We start from the raw sequence: 17,654 nt of genomic DNA on the forward strand, positions 1-17,654 counted from the left end.
TGTCGAACAGGCGTCGAGTCTAGCCGACGGCACTGTCGCCTCATTCTTCCAACGGCGCCTGGCAATCCTCTGAGGGACGCGCGCTTTCCCCCCGAGCCGGGCCGGCGACCGGCGGAAGGCGTCAGAGGCGGCGGAGCACCGCGGCCACGCCGCCCTCGTGCACCGACTCCGTGATCTCTCCAGCGGCGTCGCGCACCTCCTGCGGCCCCTGCGCCATCGCGACGGCACGGCCGCCGTTGTCGAGCGCCCAGCGGAACATGCCGACGTCGTTGCGGCCGTCGCCCATCACCAGCACGTGAGCGGGGTCGATGCCGAGCTCCGTGCGCACGAGCTCGAGGCCGGTGCTCTTGTCGACGCCCTTCGGCGCGATGTCGAGCCACGCCGTCCAGCCGACGGCGTACGAGACGTGATTGAGGCCGATGCGCTTCACCAGCTCGACGAAGTCCTGCTCGCGCTTGTCGGGCGACACGACCACGATTCGGCACACCGGCTGCGCGCCGAGCTCCTCGAACGGCACGCGCCGCGCCGCGGTGAGGTTCCAGTCCTCGAGGTACTCGGTGTACAGACGCTGCCCGTCGGCGAGCTCGACGAGGTAGCGGGCGTCGGGCAGGTGCAGGCGCAGCTGCTCCAGCACCGCGCGCGGGTCGAACGTCTCGACGTGCCAGCGGTCGTAGCGCAGCTCGTCGGCCTCGACGCGTTTGAGCACGACGGCGCCGTTCGAGCACACGACGAACTCGGGCGCGATGCCGAGCACGCGCACGATGCCGCGCGTGCCCTCCCAGCTGCGGCCGGTCGCGACCATCACCTCGTGGCCGGACCGGTGGGCGTGCTCGACGGCGTCCACGACACCCGGGCTGAGCGATTCGTCCTCGAGGAGGACGGTGCCGTCGATGTCGAGGGCGATGAGCAGCTGCTCGGTCGCGACCGCGGGGTTCTCGGTGTCGCGGGCCACCTGCTCCACGAGCTTCGCGGCCTTCTTCGGCGCGACGACCTTGATCGACCCGGTCTTCGGCAGGTGCGCTTCGCTCACGCGATCGGCTCCATCACCTCGAGCCCGCCGAGGAATGGTCGCAGCACCTCCGGGACCGTCACGGAGCCGTCCTCCCGCTGGTGCGTCTCGAGCAGTGCGACGATCCAGCGGGTGGTCGCGAGCGTGCCGTTGAGGGTCGCGACGGGCTGCGTCTTGCCGCCCTCGGGCCGATAGCGGATGTCGAGCCGTCGAGCCTGGTAGGTCGTGCAGTTCGAGGTCGAGGTGAGCTCGCGGTAGGCGTGCTGCGTGGGGACCCAGGCTTCGATGTCGTACTTGCGGGCGGCGCTGGAGCCGAGGTCGCCGGCGGCGACGTCGATCACGCGATACGACAGGCCGAGGTCCTGCAGCATCCCCTCCTGCATCGCGACGAGGCGCAGGTGCTCGGCCTCCGCCTCCTCGGGCGTCGTGTAGACGAACATCTCGAGCTTGTTGAACTGGTGCACGCGGATGATGCCGCGGGTGTCCTTGCCGTACGAGCCCGCCTCGCTGCGGTAGCAGGTCGACCAGCCGGCGTAGCGCTTGGCGCCGCGCGACAGGTCGAGGATCTCGTTCATGTGGTAGCCGGCGAGCGGCACCTCGCTCGTGCCGACGAGATAGAGGTCGTCGTCTTCGAGGTGGTAGACCTCGGCGGAGTGCTTGCCGAGGAACCCGGTGCCCTGCATCACCTCGGGCCGCACCAGCGTCGGCGGGATGATGGGCGTGAAGCCGGCCTGCAGCGCCCGGTCGAGCGCGAGGTTCATGAGGGCGATCTCGAGCCGCGCGCCGATTCCCGTGAGGAAGTAGAAGCGGCTGCCCGACACCTTGGTGCCGCGCTCCATGTCGATCGCGCCGAGCTTCTCGCCGAGCTCCAGGTGATCGCGCGGCTCGAAGCCGAACGCCGGTACCTCGCCGTGCGTGCGCAGCGTGATGAAGTCGTCCTCGCCTCCCACGGGCACACCCTCGATCACGATGTTCTCGAGCGCACCGAAGACCTCGGCGGATGCCTCCTCCGCCGCGGCGACCGCGTGCTGGGCCCGCTTCACCCGCTCGCTGAGCTCCTTCGCCTCGGCGACGAGGGCCGCCTTCTCCTCTTTCGGCGCCTGAGCGACCTTCTTGCCGTGGGCGTTCTGCGCTGCACGGAGCTCTTCGAAGGCTGTGATGGCGGCGCGTCGCGCGCGGTCGGCCTCGACGGCGGCGTCGACGGTGCCGGGCGACTCGCCCCGCGCCTCCTGCGACCGCTTGACCAGCTCGGGATTATCGCGAAGCAGCAGGGGATCGATCACCCTGCAAGCTTAGTCGGGGCTCGCAAGCGGACACCCGGCCTGTCAAGCCTCCCGCCGAATGCTCCCGCCGGGCGATTCGGGTCCTAATCTGTACCTCATGGCGGCGGCATCCGGATCGGGCGAAGACCTTCCCACTGGCGGCGACGGTCCTGTCGACGATGTTCCCCCCGGCGAGATCCCGACCGACCTGAATCCGCACCCGGCTGATGCCATCTACGCCGATGGTCCATCGACTTCCGAGCTCGACCTCGCCGACGTGACGACGGAGGGGACGGATGCTGACGCCCCTGCCTCCGCGGTGGACCCCGCGCCGGCGGCCTCCGACGGGGCGGCGGAAGCCCCGGATCCGGAGGAGGCCGCCGCGCCCGACCACGTCATCCGTGAACCGGACGACATCGAGTCCGACACCACCGACGACGGGAGCGGACACGCGCGCCGCGTCGGTCCCGGTGGCGAGACACGCCCCCTGAAGAGCGGCGGCCGCCCCACCCCCAAGGCCGCGCTCGTCTACAACCCGATCAAGGTCGATGCCGACCGCTTGCGCGCCATGGTCACCCGGCTCGCGGCCGAGGCCGGCTGGTCGGAACCTCTCTTCTACGAGACGACCGTCGACGACCTCGGCGACGACGTGACCCGCGAGGCGCTCGAAGAAGGTGTCGACACGGTGCTCGTCGCCGGCGGCGACGGCACCGTTCGCGCGGTGTCGGAGGCGATGAGCGGCTCGGGCGTGCCGTTGGCCATCGTGCCCAGCGGCACCGGCAACCTTCTCGCACGCAACCTCAAGCTGCCGCTCACCGAGCCCGAGGCGATGATCCGGGCCGTCTTCGACGGCGACCGGCTGTCGATCGACGTCGGCTGGACGGAGCTCGCCCGTCCAGACGGAACCACGGCCGAGCACGCGTTCGTGGTGATGGGCGGCATCGGCCTGGACGCCGCGATGATCGCCAACACCAACCCGCAGCTGAAGAAGACCGTGGGCTGGGTCGCCTACGTCGACGGGGCGGCCCGGTCGCTGCCCGCCGCCAAGCCGTTCCGCGTCGTGTACGAGCTGCCCGGGCACCGGCTGCACTCGTCGCGGGTGCAGAGCGTGCTGTTCGCGAACTGCGGCAAGCTGCCGGCTGGACTCGACCTGATCCCGGAGGCCTCCGTCGCCGACGGTGCGCTCGACATCGTGATCTTCCAGCCCAAGGGGCCGTTCGGCTGGCTCTTCGTCTGGCGTCGCGTCGCGTGGGACAACAGCTTCCTCCGCCGCTTCCGCGCCGGCCGCCGCGTGCTGTCGCTGCGCACCAAGGACAATGCGGTCGTCTACTCGCGCGGCGCCGGCATCGAGCTCGCGACGCACGAGGCGCGCCCCGTCCAGCTCGACGGCGACGAGTTCGGCGAGGCGCTCTCGGTCAAGACCCGGGTCGACGCTTCGGCGCTCCTCGTCGTGGTCCCCAAGGGCCACACCACCGACGGCCTCTGACGAGGCGGGCGGGCGCCTGCCTGTCAATGCCGGGCGCGGGCAGTGACGACGGGCGAGGATGAACCCATGGCCAGCCCGTCGATCGTGTGGTTTCGCGATGACCTCCGCCTCGCCGACAACCCCGCGCTGCGCGCGGCGATCGACCGCGGCGAGCCGATCATCGCGCTCTACGTGCTCGACGAGCAGTCCCCGGGGATCCGGCCTCTCGGCGGCGCCGCCCGGTGGTGGCTGCACCACTCGCTCGCCTCCCTCCGCGAACGGCTGCGCGAGCGCGGCGTGGCCCTCGTCCTGCGGCGCGGACCGGCCGAGCGCGTGGTGAGCGATCTCGTGACGGATGCTGCGGCCGGTGCCGCGTTCTGGAACCGGCGCTACGGCGGGGCCGAGCGCGAGATCGACGCGGCACTCAAGGCGCGGCTGCGGGACGAGGGCGTCGAGGTCGCGTCCTTCGCCGGCTCGCTGCTGTTCGAGCCCTGGACGGTGAAGACGGGTGGGGGAACGCACTTCTCGGTGTTCACACCCTTCTGGCGCGCATGCCTCGCGCTGCCCTCGCCTCGGGCACCGTTGCCCGAGCCGCGTGAGGTCGGCGGTGGGCGCCGGGGCGCAGCATCCGATTCCCTCGACGACTGGGGACTGCTCCCCCGCCACCCGGACTGGGCGGGCGGGCTGCGTGAGGCGTGGGAGCCGGGCGAACCCGCGGCCCGGCGGCGTCTGCGGCAGTTCCTCGACGACGACCTCGCCGCGTACGACCGGGCGCGTGACGAGCCCGCGGCCGGCGCGACGTCGCTGCTGTCGCCGCGGTTGCGATGGGGCGAGGTGAGCCCGTTCACCGTGTGGCACGAGACGGTCGAGGCCGGGCACGGCGGGCGGTTCCTCTCGGAGCTCGGCTGGCGCGAGTTCGCGTGGCACACGCTGTTCCACTTCCCGAAGCTCGCGACGAAGAACCTCCGGCCCGAGTTCGACGCGTTCCCGTGGCCGCGGCTGAAGCCGACGCACCTCGAGGCGTGGCAGTGGGGCCGCACGGGCGTCCCGCTCGTCGACGCGGGGATGCGGGAGCTCTGGACGACCGGCTACATGCACAACCGCGTGCGGATGGTGACGGCATCTTTCCTCGTCAAGAACCTGCTCATCGACTGGCGGCGTGGCGAGGAGTGGTTCTGGGACACGCTCGTGGACGCCGACGCGGCCAACAACCCGTTCAACTGGCAGTGGGTCGCCGGCTCGGGCGCCGACGCGGCGCCGTACTTCCGCGTCTTCAATCCCGACCTGCAGGCGAAGAAGTTCGACGCCGACGGGCACTACGTGCGCGAGTGGGCTCCCGACGCGCTCGGCGACGAGGCTTCCGAGCCGCTCGTCGACCTCGGCGAGACGCGCAAGGCCGCCCTGGCCGCCTACGAGCACGTCAAGCGGGCCGCCCGCTCCTGAGCGCGGCGGGGCCGGAATTCATCCTGTGACGCCGTTGCGGAATGGGATGCTGCGCCCCGCGGTTGCGGCCCGTCATGACCACGATCGGAATCATCGGTGCAGGACACATCGGCAGCGCGCTCGCCCGCGCCTTCTCGGGACTCGGCTACGACGTCGTGATCTCGAACTCGCGCGGACCCGAGAGCCTCGCCGGACTCGTCGACGAACTCGGCCCGAAAGTCAGTGCAGCGACCCCCGTCGACGCGGCCGCCGCCGCGGACATCGCCGTGGTGACGGTGCCGCTCAGGGCGCTGAAGGACGTTCCCGTCGAGCCGCTCGCCGGGAAGATCGTCCTCGACACGAACAACTACTACTTCGAGCGCGACGGCCACATCGACGCTCTCGACCGCGGCGAGGCCACGACCTCGGGACTCCTTCAGCAGCACCTGCCGACGTCGAAGGTCGTCAAGGCCTTCAATCACCTCTACGCGTCGGACATCAACGCGGGCGGCAGTGGCGCGGGAGACCCGCAGCGCCGCGCGCTCGGCACCGCGAGCGACGACGCCGACGCCATCGAGTTCGTCACCGGCGTCTACGACGCACTGGGCTTCGACACCGTGAGTGCGGGCCCGCTGAGCGAATCGTGGCGCCTCGAGCGCGATCGGCCCGCGTACGTCGTCGCGCAGACCGCCGACGAACTGCGCGAGAACCTCGCGAAGGCGAACCGCCTGCCCTGACGGGCGCCCTCACCGCGGATCCGGAATGCGGATGCCGGGGCGCGTGGTTGCAGGTGTCGATGAGCACTGCGACCCCCGTCCCGGCCCTCTCCGTTCTCGATCTCGTTCCGGTGCGCACCGGCCAGACGAGCGCGCAGGCGGTGGCAGCATCCCTGTCCCTCGTGGATGCGGCGGATCGGCTCGGCTTCCGCCGGTACTGGTTCGCCGAGCACCACAACATGCCGGCCGTCGCCTCGACCACGCCGCCGGTGCTGGCGGCGGCCGCCGCCGCGCGGACCTCGCGGATCCGGCTCGGGTCGGGCGGCGTCATGCTGCCGAATCACTCCCCGCTGGTCGTCGCCGAGCAGTTCGCGGCCCTCGAGGCGCTCGCGCCCGGCCGCATCGATCTCGGCCTCGGGCGTGCACCGGGGTCGGACCCGGTGATCACGCAGCTGCTTCGGCAGAGCGGTACCACGAGCGACGTCGAGCGGTTCCCCGACCACGTGCGCGACATCCTCTCGCTCGTGGCCCCCGACGGCGCGTCATTGCGCTTCACGTCGGGCGGCACCTACGACGTGCACGCGACCCCCGCGGCGACCACCACCCCCGAGGTGTGGCTGCTCGGGTCGAGCGACTACTCCGCGCAGCTCGCCGCGTCGCTCGGCCTGCCCTACGTGTTCGCCAACCACTTCTCGGGCGAGGGCCTCGAGCGCGCCCTCGACCTCTACCGCTCGACCTTCGTGGCGTCCGAGGCGCTCTCTGCTCCGCGCACCTTCCTGACCGCGAACGTGCTGGCCGCACCGACGCAGGAAGAGGCCGACGCCCGTGCGCTGCCCAACCTCCGCATGACGGCACGCCTGCGCACCAACAAGCCCCTCGTCCCGCTCGAGACGGTGGAGCACTCCCTCGCGAACGCGGGCGACTTCGCCGGCCTCGGCGACACGGTCATGGCGTCGGCCCGCGCGAAGTGGTTCGTCGGCACGGCGGCGGCCGTAGCATCCGATCTCCGCTCGTTCGCCGCGCAGCACGGCGTCGACGAGGTGATGGTCTCGCCGATCGCCGGCTCGTACGAGGCCGAGCCGATGGACGCCGCGCCCGGACGCCTGCAGACGCTGGAACTGCTCGCCGCCGAGCTCGGACTCTGAACGGGGGCCCTCGTCAGTCCTGGACTTCGGGCTCTCCGGAGATGAGCCCCCGCAGCCAGTCACGTGCCTCGACGAAGACGTCGTCGGCGTAGCGCTCCGGGTAGCGCACGACGGCGCGGTCCGCGCGCGGGTACGACCCGAGGAACGTCACGCGCGGGCTGAAGCGGCGAAGACCCATGAGGGCGTCGGCCATGCGCTCGTCCTCGAGGTGCCCGTCGGCGTCGACGACGAAGCGGTAGCGGCCGAGCTCGTCGCCGATCGGGCGCGAGGCCAAGAGCGACAGGTTGATGCCTCGTGTGGCGAACTGCTCCAGCATCTCGAGGAGCGCGCCGGGGTAGTCGTCGGGCAGCTCGACGATGAGCGAGGTCTTGTCGGCGCCGGTCGGGGGCGGCGGCACGACGGTGCGGCTCACCAGCACGAACCGGGTGACCGCGTTGGGGTTGTCGCCGATGTTCGAGGCCAGCAGCTCGAGCTGGTGGTGCTCGAGGATCCCCGGAGGGGCGATCGCCGCATCGGCGTCGCTCGATCCGTCGAGGAGCCCCATCGCGCTTGCGACGTTGCTCGCCGCCGGGACGTGCGCGTGGGCGGGCAGCGTTCCCGAGAGCCACTGGAGGCACTGCGCGTAGGCGACCGGGTGCGCGGCGATGAGCGAGACCTCCTGGAGCCGCGCACCGGGGCGTCCGACGAGGACGAACTCGACCGGCACGAGGTACTCCCCCACGATGCGCAGCCCCGGCACTGTCGCGAGAGCGTCCTGTGCCGTCGACACGCCGCCGTCGACGGAGTTCTCGATCGCGATCATCGCGGCGTCGGAGCGCCCCTCGACGACGTCGGCGAGCGCCTCGCCGACGTTGCGTACCGGCCTCCACTCCTGGCCGCGCGCCTCCGGCACCTGGGCCAGCGCCGCCTCGGTGAACGTGCCCGCGGGGCCCAGGTAGCTGTACGTGCGGCGAACGGGAACGGATGCCTCGGCGGAGGCGACCTCGGAAGTCACGCGTGCCAGCCTAGCCGGGGCGCCTGCCCGGCCCCGCCGGACCACAACTCAGGCAGATAGCCGGGATCGGGCCGGCGAGTCAGCCGCATCGGCGATTCTGCCTGAGTTGCGATCCGGGTGTCGGCGTCACGAACCGTGCGCGGCGGGCCGCGGACAGGCAGACTGGGACGCATGACTCGCGCAGGACAGCCGGCCGAAGCATCCGACCTCATCGACATCGATGAGCTGATCGCGGCCTACTACGACCTCAAGCCGGACCCCGCCGTCCCCGAGCAGCGCGTCGCGTTCGGCACGAGCGGGCACCGCGGCTCGTCGCTCTCGGCCAGCTTCACCGAGACACATATCCTCGCCACGACGCAGGCGATCGTCGACTACCGCCGGTCTCAGGGCATCGAGGGGCCGCTGTTCCTCGGGCGCGACACCCACGGCCTGTCGCTGCCGGCGGAGCGCAGCGCGATCGAGGTGCTCGTCGCCAACGGCATCGACGTCCGCGTCGATGCCCGCGACTCCTGGGTCCCGACCCCGGCCCTCAGCCACGCGATCCTGACCTACAACCGCGGGAAGGATGCCGCGGACCCGGGCCGCAGCGACGGCATCGTGGTCACCCCGAGCCACAATCCGCCCCGCGACGGCGGCTTCAAGTACAACCCGCCGAACGGCGGTCCCGCCGACACCGACGCGACGGGCTGGATCGCGAACCGGGCGAACGAGCTCATCGCCGCCGACCTCGAGGGTGTGGCACGGACCCCGTTCAAGGACCTCGACGCCGACACGCTCGGGCAGTACGACTTCCGCGACGCGTACGTGCGCGACCTCGCCAACATCATCGACGTCGAGGCGATCCGCTCGGCCGGAGTCCGCATCGGCGCCGACCCGCTCGGCGGCGCGTCGGTGGAGTACTGGGCTCTCATCGCCGAGGTGCACGGCCTCGACCTCACGGTCGTGAACCCCGACGTCGACCCGACGTGGCGGTTCATGACCCTCGACTGGGACGAGAAGATCCGCATGGACCCGTCGTCGCCGTCGGCCATGGCAGGCCTCATCGGCCGCCGCGAGGAGTACGACATCCTCACCGGCAACGACGCCGACGCCGATCGCCACGGCATCGTGACGCCCGACGCCGGTCTCATGAACCCGAACCACTACCTCGCCGTCGCGATCGACTACCTGTACTCGCACCGGCCGGAATGGCCGGCGGATGCGGCGGTCGGCAAGACGCTCGTCAGCTCGATGATCATCGACCGCGTGGCCGCATCGCTCGGCCGCGAACTGCTCGAGGTTCCCGTCGGGTTCAAGTGGTTCGTTCCCGGACTGCTGGACGGATCGGTGGCCTTCGGCGGCGAGGAGTCGGCCGGAGCCTCGTTCCTGCGCAAGGACGGCTCGGTGTGGACCACCGACAAGGACGGCATCCTGCTGTGCCTTCTGGCAGCCGAGATCCTCGCGGTCACCGGCAAGACGCCGTCGCAGCGCTATGCCGAGCTCGAGGCCGAGTTCGGCGCCTCGGCCTACCAGCGGGTGGATGCCCCGGCATCCCCCGCCCAGAAGGCGGCGCTCGGCAAGCTCGCCCCCGAAGCCGTGACGGCGACCGAGCTCGCCGGCGAGCCCATCACGGCGAAGCTCTCGCACGCTCCGGGCAACGGGGCCGCGATCGGCGGCCTCAAGGTGCAGACCGAGCACGCCTGGTTCGCCGCCCGCCCTTCGGGCACCGAGGACGTCTACAAGCTCTACGCCGAGTCGCTGCGCGGCCCCGAGCACCTCGCACAGGTGCAGGCCGAGGCCCGCGAAGTGGTCTCGGCGGCCCTCGCCGGGGCCTGACGCCGTCGGCGGCCCGGCGGTGGGCGACCCGGCTGTCGGCGCATAACTCAGGCAGAATGCGACGCGCGTCGGCAGCACCCCGCGAGAATCCGGGCCTCGGCGTGATGCGCGGCCCGCGCAGCCTGAGTTGTGCGCCCGCCCGAGACGGCGACGCCCGGACCCCGCGAGGGTCCGGGCGTGGCCGTTCGTCGGGCAGGCCGGTCAGACGCGGTTCACACCACGGCGACGGGTGAGGAGCACGTACAGGCCGAGTACAACGATCGAGCCGAGGATCGAGCCGATGATGCCCGACGGCTGCAGGAAGCCGCCGTTCGGGTCGCTTCCGAACAGCAGGAAGCCGAGGAACCCGCCGACGAACGAGCCGACGATTCCGAGGACGATCGTGAGCAGGATGCCCATGCTCTGCTTGCCGGGGATGATGGCACGAGCGATGAGGCCGGCGATCAGGCCGATGATGATCAGGCCGAGGATAGTCCAGAGCATGTTTCTCTCCTTCTGTCTCGTGGACTCCGCGGGGGGTGCGGCGTCTCGTATGAGATGACGAAGACGCTATCGCCGCCGGTCCGTGCGGGGATGCCTCTACCGCGGGAGCACCGGGGGCGCTAGATTACGCCTCCGCATTCACGACGTCGTGCCTGCCTCGGGCGAGGGAGGGAAAGAAGCTCGCGCTCTGAGTCTGCGCCGGGCGCGGGCGTTTCTCCTCGCTCGTTCCTCGCTCGCTCAACGTCCGAGAACGAGGCACCGCTCGCTCCACGACCGGCGCTCGATGCACCGGTCGTGGAGCGGAGGGCGCTCGATCGTCCGCAGTCGAAACGCCTCGCGAGTGCGTGCGGGCAACCTCAGTCTGCGGTGACCTCCAGCTCGGCCCGCACGGGCAGCGCCCATGCCGACGGGCCCGCGGCCACGGCATACGACCCAGGCTGAACCCGCAGCGCGCCCTGGTGGAGCCAGTCGTCGACCGCCCCCGGAAGGCGCACCGCGTCGTCCCACACCGCGAGGCGCGCCGGCGAGAACGACAGCTCCACGTCTCGGGTCTCGCCGGGGGCGAGCCGCACCCGGCGGTACGCCACGAGCAGTCGGCGGGGCGCGGGCAGGGGATGCTCCGCCCCCGGCAGCGCATAGAGCTGCACGAGCTCCTCGGCGTCGCGGTCGCCGGTGTTGCGGACCCGCACCACCGCGTTCACCACGGACTCGTCGGCCCGCGGCGCGAAGCCGGGGTGCCGGTGCGTCGGCGCGGGCGCGGAGATCGCAGCATCCGTCAGCGAAACCGACTCGTACGCGACCGGCGCGTAGGTGAGGCCGTGGCCGAACGCGAACGCCGGTTCGTCGGGCTGGTGGCGGTAGGTCGCTCCCTGGCGGAGGGTGTCGTAATCGAACAGATCACCCGCCTGCTCGACGGTCGCGGGCCAGCTCTGCGAGAGGCGGCCCGACGGCTCGCGGTCGCCCGAGAGCACGTCGATCACGCCGTGGCCGAGCTCCTGGCCGCCGTGACTCGACCAGACGACGGTCGCGGCCTGCACGTCGTCGAGCACGTAGGGGTAGCTCGACACGATCGTGAGCACAGCGCGCGGGTTCGCCTCGCGCGCGGCACGCCACACCTCGGCCCATGCGGCGGGCAGGCGCAGGTGCGGCCGGTCCTCCGTCTCGCGGCCGTTGAGGTGGGGGTCGTTGCCGACCGCGACGACGACGGCGTCCGCGCGCGCGGACGCCTCCGCGACCGCTGCGGCGCCCGATCGCACCACACGCACACCGAAGCGCTCGGCATCGTCGAGCGTGACCGCCTCGGCAGCCAGCAGCCCCGAGTCGCGGAACACGCGCAGCCACCGCCCAGAGCCGAGGTGCAGCAGCGACCACGTGCCGTCGGCGTGGACGTGCGTGCGGTAGCTCTCCTGCACCACCCACTCGCCGACGCGGGCGGCGTCGGCGCGCATGGGCCACTTCCCTCCGGTGAGCAGCCGTCCGCTCGCGTGGGAGCGGAAAGTCAGGATGCCGTCGCCCCAATCGGTCACGTCGAACAGGGCGTCGTCGGCGGCGGCGTCGTCGCCGGCGGCCTCGACCACGGAGCCGTCGGCGCTCGCCACGACGTAACGGCCGTTCGAGGCTGCCCTGAGTGCGATCGTGTCGGCGCCGGTGACGACCTCGGCCTCGCCGAAGCGCTCGGCGGCGGCCCCGCCGATGCCGACCGCGTACGGCGGGGTGCCCGCATACCAGTCGGTGAGCACCAGCTCGGCGAGCGGCCCGACGACCGCGATCCGTGACGCCCGGGAGAGCGGCAGCACGCCGGCGTCGTTGCGCAGCACGACGACCGAGCGCCCCACCGCCTCCCGGGCGAGTTCACGGGCCTCCGGCGCGTCGATGGCGTCGATGCCGATCCCCGCGTACGGGTCGGCGTCGCCGTCGAACTCGCCCGTGCGGATGCGCAGCTCGAGCAGCCGCAGCACGGCCCGATCGACGTCGTCCGTGGTGAGCAGCCCGACGGCGAGCGCCTCCGTCACGTAGCGGATCGTGGGTGACGCATCGGCCTCGTTGTCGGTGAACGAGTCGAGCCCCGAAGTCACCAGGGCTGCCGCGGCGTGCACGTGATCGGGCTGAGAGCGCTGCGTGGTGACGAGGAAGGTCGGGGCGCCGGCATCCGACACCACCGCGATCGACTCGTCCGACCACGTGCGCGCCTCCGCGACGAGCTCGGGCTGCGTATGCGCGGGGACGCCGTTCACGCGGTTGTACGCGAGCATCATGCCGCCCGCCACGCCCTCCTCGATCGCGCCGCGGAAGGCCGGAAGCTCCTCCTCGTGGAGCGTGCGCAGCGATATCTCGGACGACGTCGTGGAACGGTCGGTCTCGTTGTTGTAGGCGAGGAAGTGCTTGAGCGCGGGGACGGTGCGCCACACGCGCGGGTGGTCGCCGCGCAGGCCGCGCGAGTATGCGGTGCCGAGGACCGCGGTCACGTGCGGGTCCTCGGAGTAACCCTCCTCGTTGCGCCCCCAGCCCGGGTGGCGCAGCGTGTTGACGACTGGTGCCCACACGTTGAGGCTCACCCGCGGGTTCTCGGCGCGCTTGGCGCGCACCTCGACCGCGGCGACCTCGCCGACTTTCTCGACGAGGTCGGTGTCCCAGGTGGCGGCGAGCCCCACCGGCTGCGGGAACACCGTCGCACGACCGAGCCACGCCACGCCGTGCAGCGCTTCGCACCCCGTGTGCCACGCGGACACCCCGAGACGCTCCACGGCCGGCGCCGCCTGGTGCAGCATCGCGATGCGCTCCTCGGGCGTCAGCCGGTCGAGCAGGTCGCGGGCGCGCGCGGCGAGCGGCTGGTCCACCTGCCGGAACAACGGCCTGCCGGGCGTCTGGTCTTGCGCGAGCGCCGCGGTCGCAGCATCCGTCATCGTGTCGCTCATCGTGCGTTCTCCTCGATCTCGAGACGAATCTCTCCGGATGCTGCGGCCCGGGCGATCCGGTCGCCCACCTGCAGCGCCCACGGGGCGTGCGCGTCGTCCGTCGACGCGATGATCGCGGCGCCGTCGCAGCGCACGCGGAAGGTGGTCGCACCGACGCCGTCGATGGATCCCTTGGCGTCGTGGCCCGGCACCCTCGTCTCGCGGTCGTAGCCGTCGGGAAGCTCGAAGCAGCGCAGGGTCACGCCGTCGGACCAGTCGTAGTCGGGGCGGCTGTCGTCGGCGCCGAACGGGAGCACCGTTCCGGGACGCACCCGCAGCGGCACGGAGTCGTACCCGTGGGTCTCGGAGACCCACCGACGCCCCTCGACCACGGATCCGTCGAGGAGCGAGGCCCACTCCCCTTCGGGCACGTAGTACTCCACACTGCCGTCGGCCGTGAACACCGGCGCCACCAGCAGGGCATCGCCCAGCATGTACTGGGTGTCGGCGTCGAAGCCCGAGCGGTCGCCGGGGAACTCGAGCGCCATCGGGCGCATCATCGGCGTCCCGCAGCGATGCGCCTGCTCGGCCGCGCCCGCGAGGTACGGCATGAGCCGCATCTTGAGCTTCGTGAACGCGCGGGCGACGTCGACCGCCTCGTCGTCGAACGCCCACGGCACGCGCACCGACGACGAGCCGTGCAGCCGCGAGTGCGACGACAGCAGGCCGAAGGCGAGCCAGCGCTTGAAGAGTCCGGGGTCGGGGGTGCCCTCGAAGCCGCCGATGTCGTGGCTCCAGTAGCCGAAGCCCGACATCGCGAGCGAGAGGCCGCCGCGCAGCGATTCGGCCATCGACAGGAACGTCGAGTCGTTGTCGCCGCCCCAGTGCACGGGGAACTGCTGCGACCCGGCCGTCGCGGAACGGGCGAACACGACGGCGTCGCCGGCGCCGTGGTGCCGCTCGAGCGCACGGAACACCACCTCGTTGTAGAGCTTCGCGTAGTAGTTGTGCATGCGGTGCGGGTCGGAGCCGTCGTGCCACACGACGCCCTCGACCGGGATCCGCTCGCCGAAGTCCGTCTTGAACGCGTCGACGCCCTGGTCGAGCAGACCCTGGAGCTTCTCGACGTACCAGTCCGCGGCATCCGCGTTCGTGAAATCCACGAGGCCCATGCCCGCCTGCCACATGTCCCACTGCCACACGCTGCCGTCGGTGCGCTTGAGGAGATAGCCGTTGTCGGCCGCCTCGCGGAACAGCGCCGAGCGCTGCGCGATGTAGGGGTTGATCCACAGCGACACGTGCACGTCGCGCTCGTGCATGCGGGCGATCTGCCCCACCGGGTCGTGGAATGCGCGGGAGTCCCACTCGAAGTCGCTCCACTGGTACTCGCGCATCCAGAAGCAGTCGTAGTGGAACACCGACAGCGGGATGTCGCGCTCGGCCATGCCGTCGACGAACGCGCTGACGGTGTCTTCGTCGTAGCTGGCGGTGAATGATGTCGTGAGCCACAATCCGAACGACCACGCGGGCACCCGGGCCGGACGGCCGGTGAGCGCGGTGTAGCGGCGGAGCACGTCCTTCGGTTCGGGGCCGGCGATGACGTAGTACTCCAGGGACTCGCCGCCGACCGAGAACTGCACGCGCGAGTTGACCTCGCTGCCGACCTCGAACGAGACGTTCTCAGGGTGGTCGACGAACACACCGTAGCCACGCGAGGTCAGGTAGAACGGCACGTTCTTGTACGCCTGCTCGCTCGACGTGCCGCCATCGGCGTTCCACGTGTCGACGACCTGGCCGTTCTTGACGAACGCGCCGAAACGCTCGCCCAGCCCGTAGACGCGCTCGCCCGGCTCGATGCTCAGCTGCTGGTGCACCCACGTGGGCTTCGCCCCACCGGCGGCGGTGCCGGCGGTTCCGGCGGTCCCCGCCGTGGCCGCGGTGCCGTTCTTGCCCGTCGTGTCGGTGTAGTGCCCGATCGACCGCGGGAGAGAGCTCGTGAGCATGCGCCCGCCGGCCTCGATGAAGTCGACGCGCCACTGGCCCGCCGCGCGCGCGACCCGCACCTTGAGGGGACCGGCGTCGAGGACGCCCTCTTCGTCGTCGACCGTGATGCCAGGACGGAAGCCCTCCGCGCCGAAGATCTCGAAGTCCGGCCCGCGGTGCAGGGCGCCCGCGTGACGCTCGACCCGCACCTTGACGACTCCCGGTGCGGGCGCGGAGACCGTGACGGTGAGCATCGCGCGGTTGAGGGTGTCGCCCCGGTCGCGGATTGCCGCTGTCGGAGCGTAAACGGTCATCGTGCCCGCCGCCTCGTCGACGCGGATGTCGTCGACCTCGACCGCGTACAGCGGGGCGAGGCCGGGCCTGGTGAGCCAGTAACCATCGGTGAACTTCACTCTGCGTGCCTTTCGATGAGCACCATGGCGGCGCCGGGATCGAGCCTCAGCTGCCCCCCGACGTCCGCGTCCGACAGGAGATCGCGGCGCGCGCCCGGCAGCGTGATGCTCCGGGTTCGCTGGCCGTGGTTGAGGAGGAAGAGGGCCTCGCCGCGCTGCACGGCCTCGACGTCGTCGGGCAGCACGCGGTCGGGGGTGACGCCGGCGACTCCCGCGGCGTCGAGGGCGTCGTCGAGCACCGCGGCGAGCGCGTCGTCCGAGAGGATCGCGCCGAGGTACCACGCGGTGCCGTCGCCGACACGGTGGCGGGTGATCGCGGGAGCGCCTTCGAGGTGGCCGGCACCGAACCGGGCGAGCACGTCGGCCCCGTCGGCGCGCAGGCGCTCACCGAGAATGGATGCCTCGACCTCCGCCGGTGCCGTCGTCCAGGTCGGCTCGACCGCGACGGGCGTGGGTGCGTCGGGAAGACCGACCCACTCCTCGCCGCTCACGCCGAGGAGATCGCGCAGCAGCACCGGCGAGCGCCCGGCGAGGATGCCGGCGTTCACGTCTGCGACGCCGGAGAACGGACCGACCACGAGGCTCGCGCCGCGCTCGACCCCTGCGCGGAGGGTGGCGGCAGCATCCGTCTCGACGATGTAGGTGTGCGGCACGAGCACCGTGCGATACGCCGACAGGTCGGCGCCCGGACGCACGAGGTCGACCGAGATGCCACGACGCCAGAGCGCCCGGTGCCAACGCTGCACCTGGTCGAGCGTGTCGAGGCGCTGTGTCGGGCGCCCCGGCTCCTCGGCGGCCCATCGCGACGGCCAGTCGTAGAGCAGGGCGACGGATGCCTCGACCCGCGCGCCGACCACCGGTCGCAGTCGCCGCAGGTCGGCGCCCAGCGCGCACGTGGTCTCGAACACCTCGGAGTCGGCGCCGGCGTGCGGCAGCATCGCGGAGTGGAAGCGCTCGGCGCCGGTGCGCGCCTGACGCCACTGGAAGAAGCAGATGGCGTCGGCACCGCGCGCGACGGCCTGCAATGAGTCCAGGCGTGCGCGGTCGCGGCTCTTGGGCAGGTTGTGCGGGCGCCACGAGGTCGCACTCACCGCCTGCTCCATGAGCACCCACGGCCGGCCGTGGCCGAGCGAGCGCATGAGGTCCTGCACGAGCGCGATGTCGGACGACGACGTCGCAGCGGTGTGGTCGGGGTACTGGTCGTCGGAGACGACGTCGACATCGCCCGCCCACTGCCACAGGTCGGTGAGCGGCTCGAAGCCCATGAAGTTCGTGGTTATCGGCTGCGTCGCACCGGTCGCGCGGATGGCGTCGCGCTGCTCGGCGAACACGCGCTGCAGCGCCCACGAGGTGTAGCGACGGAAGTCCAGCGACTGCGCCGGGTTGACGAGGTACGGCATGCGGCGCGGCGGCAGGATCTCGTCGAAGTCGCGGTAGCGCTGCGACCACACGATCGTTCCCCACGCCTCGTTGAGCGCGTCGATCGAGCCATAGCGCGCGTGAAGCCACAGCCGGAACTCGCGCGCCGCCTCGTCGCCGAAGTCGATCTGCCCGAACTCGTTGCCGACGTGCCACATCCGCACGGCCGGGTGCGCGGCATAGCGATCGGCCAGTGCGCTCGCGATCGCGAGGGCCTTCTCGCGGTAGGCATGCGAGGCCGGCGTGAACTGGTTGCGCGACCCGGCCGCGAGGCGGACGCCGTCGGGATTCACTGGAAGAGTCTCGGGGTGGAGGATGCCGAGCCACGGCGGCGGCGACGCGGTCGGCGTCGCGAGGTCCACCGCGATGCCGCTCGCGTGCAGGAGGTCGACCACGTCGTCGAGCCATGCGAAGTCGTACTCGCCCGGCGACGGCTCGAGGCGCGCCCAGCTGAACACCCCGACCGTCACGAGGTTGACGCCGGCGCGCACCATGAGCTCGGCATCCTCCCGCCACACCTCGCGGGGCCACTGCTCGGGGTTGTAGTCACCGCCGAAGCAGACTCCGAGATCGCGCGAGATCCCGGAGAACGCGTCGACGCGACGCGGGTCGCGGATGGTGGCCATGGAGCCGG

At 71.5% G+C, this 17,654-nt stretch carries 12 protein-coding genes; 5 read left to right on the forward strand and 7 right to left on the reverse strand.

Features of this window, described 5'->3' with window-relative positions; genetic code table 11:
- Positions 1 to 121 precede the first annotated feature (121 nt).
- The gene (locus MRBLWH3_RS01555) at positions 122 to 1,030 is read right to left on the reverse strand and encodes an HAD family hydrolase (RefSeq protein WP_363428036.1); all 909 of its coding nucleotides are present in this window, start codon (positions 1,028 to 1,030) and stop codon (positions 122 to 124) included.
- Positions 1,027 to 2,292: a serine--tRNA ligase gene (serS, locus tag MRBLWH3_RS01560; protein ID WP_363428038.1), complete on the reverse strand. Its 1,266-nt coding sequence runs from the start codon at positions 2,290 to 2,292 to the stop codon at positions 1,027 to 1,029. Before serS ends, MRBLWH3_RS01555 begins: the two co-directional genes overlap by 4 nt.
- A 58-nt stretch (positions 2,293 to 2,350) precedes the next feature.
- On the opposite strand from serS, the gene MRBLWH3_RS01565 reads away from it, so the two are divergent.
- The 4 genes from MRBLWH3_RS01565 (at position 2,351) to MRBLWH3_RS01580 (ending at position 7,019) form a co-directional block, all read left to right on the forward strand.
- Positions 2,351 to 3,757, forward strand: coding sequence for a diacylglycerol kinase family protein (locus MRBLWH3_RS01565; protein WP_363428040.1), 1,407 nt, complete (start codon positions 2,351 to 2,353; stop codon positions 3,755 to 3,757).
- A gap of 66 nt (positions 3,758 to 3,823) precedes the next feature.
- Entirely contained in the window at positions 3,824 to 5,179 is a 1,356-nt protein-coding gene (locus MRBLWH3_RS01570) for a cryptochrome/photolyase family protein (protein WP_363428042.1), read from the forward strand.
- A 74-nt stretch (positions 5,180 to 5,253) separates the two neighbouring features.
- A complete protein-coding gene (locus MRBLWH3_RS01575; protein ID WP_363428044.1) occupies positions 5,254 to 5,895 on the forward strand; it encodes an NADPH-dependent F420 reductase in 642 nt (213 codons plus the stop codon).
- Positions 5,896 to 5,954: 59 nt separating this feature from the next.
- Positions 5,955 to 7,019 carry an LLM class flavin-dependent oxidoreductase gene (locus MRBLWH3_RS01580; RefSeq protein ID WP_363428046.1) on the forward strand — a complete coding sequence of 355 codons (1,065 nt, stop codon included), beginning with the start codon at positions 5,955 to 5,957 and terminating at the stop codon, positions 7,017 to 7,019.
- A gap of 13 nt (positions 7,020 to 7,032) precedes the next feature.
- Here the strand turns inward: MRBLWH3_RS01580 and pheA are convergent, their stop codons facing one another.
- Positions 7,033 to 8,013 (reverse strand): prephenate dehydratase, encoded by a 981-nt coding sequence (gene pheA, locus MRBLWH3_RS01585; RefSeq protein WP_363428048.1) that lies wholly within the window; start codon positions 8,011 to 8,013, stop codon positions 7,033 to 7,035.
- 171 nt (positions 8,014 to 8,184) lie between these two features.
- Between pheA and pgm the strand changes: the two genes are divergently transcribed.
- Positions 8,185 to 9,828, forward strand: coding sequence for a phosphoglucomutase (alpha-D-glucose-1,6-bisphosphate-dependent) (gene pgm, locus MRBLWH3_RS01590; protein WP_363428050.1), 1,644 nt, complete (start codon positions 8,185 to 8,187; stop codon positions 9,826 to 9,828).
- Between the two features lie 201 nt (positions 9,829 to 10,029).
- Here the strand turns inward: pgm and MRBLWH3_RS01595 are convergent, their stop codons facing one another.
- The 4 genes from MRBLWH3_RS01595 to MRBLWH3_RS01610 form a co-directional block, all read right to left on the reverse strand.
- Positions 10,030 to 10,311 carry a GlsB/YeaQ/YmgE family stress response membrane protein gene (locus tag MRBLWH3_RS01595; protein ID WP_363428052.1) on the reverse strand — a complete coding sequence of 94 codons (282 nt, stop codon included), beginning with the start codon at positions 10,309 to 10,311 and terminating at the stop codon, positions 10,030 to 10,032.
- A gap of 356 nt (positions 10,312 to 10,667) precedes the next feature.
- Positions 10,668 to 13,214: a glycoside hydrolase family 3 C-terminal domain-containing protein gene (locus tag MRBLWH3_RS01600; protein ID WP_414685391.1), complete on the reverse strand. Its 2,547-nt coding sequence runs from the start codon at positions 13,212 to 13,214 to the stop codon at positions 10,668 to 10,670.
- An 8-nt stretch (positions 13,215 to 13,222) separates the two neighbouring features.
- Positions 13,223 to 15,601: an alpha-xylosidase gene (gene yicI / locus MRBLWH3_RS01605; RefSeq protein ID WP_363428056.1), complete on the reverse strand. Its 2,379-nt coding sequence runs from the start codon at positions 15,599 to 15,601 to the stop codon at positions 13,223 to 13,225.
- A complete protein-coding gene (locus MRBLWH3_RS01610; protein WP_363428058.1) occupies positions 15,598 to 17,646 on the reverse strand; it encodes a beta-galactosidase in 2,049 nt (682 codons plus the stop codon). The genes yicI and MRBLWH3_RS01610 overlap by 4 nt, the downstream gene beginning before the upstream one ends.
- Positions 17,647 to 17,654: the final 8 nt, after the last annotated feature.

Source organism: Microbacterium sp. LWH3-1.2 (genome assembly GCF_040675855.1).
Lineage (GTDB): Bacteria > Actinomycetota > Actinomycetes > Actinomycetales > Microbacteriaceae > Microbacterium.

Coding starts and splice junctions, on each gene's coding strand:
- MRBLWH3_RS01575 (WP_363428044.1), top strand. CDS start 5,254: ATGACCACGATCGGAATCATCGGTGCAGGACACATCGGCAGCGCGCTC.
- MRBLWH3_RS01565 (WP_363428040.1), top strand. CDS start 2,351: ATGCTCCCGCCGGGCGATTCGGGTCCTAATCTGTACCTCATGGCGGCG.
- MRBLWH3_RS01570 (WP_363428042.1), top strand. CDS start 3,824: ATGGCCAGCCCGTCGATCGTGTGGTTTCGCGATGACCTCCGCCTCGCC.
- MRBLWH3_RS01580 (WP_363428046.1), top strand. CDS start 5,955: ATGAGCACTGCGACCCCCGTCCCGGCCCTCTCCGTTCTCGATCTCGTT.
- MRBLWH3_RS01600 (WP_414685391.1), bottom strand. CDS start 13,214: ATGACGGATGCTGCGACCGCGGCGCTCGCGCAAGACCAGACGCCCGGC.
- MRBLWH3_RS01610 (WP_363428058.1), bottom strand. CDS start 17,646: ATGGCCACCATCCGCGACCCGCGTCGCGTCGACGCGTTCTCCGGGATC.
- pgm (WP_363428050.1), top strand. CDS start 8,185: ATGACTCGCGCAGGACAGCCGGCCGAAGCATCCGACCTCATCGACATC.
- MRBLWH3_RS01595 (WP_363428052.1), bottom strand. CDS start 10,311: ATGCTCTGGACTATCCTCGGCCTGATCATCATCGGCCTGATCGCCGGC.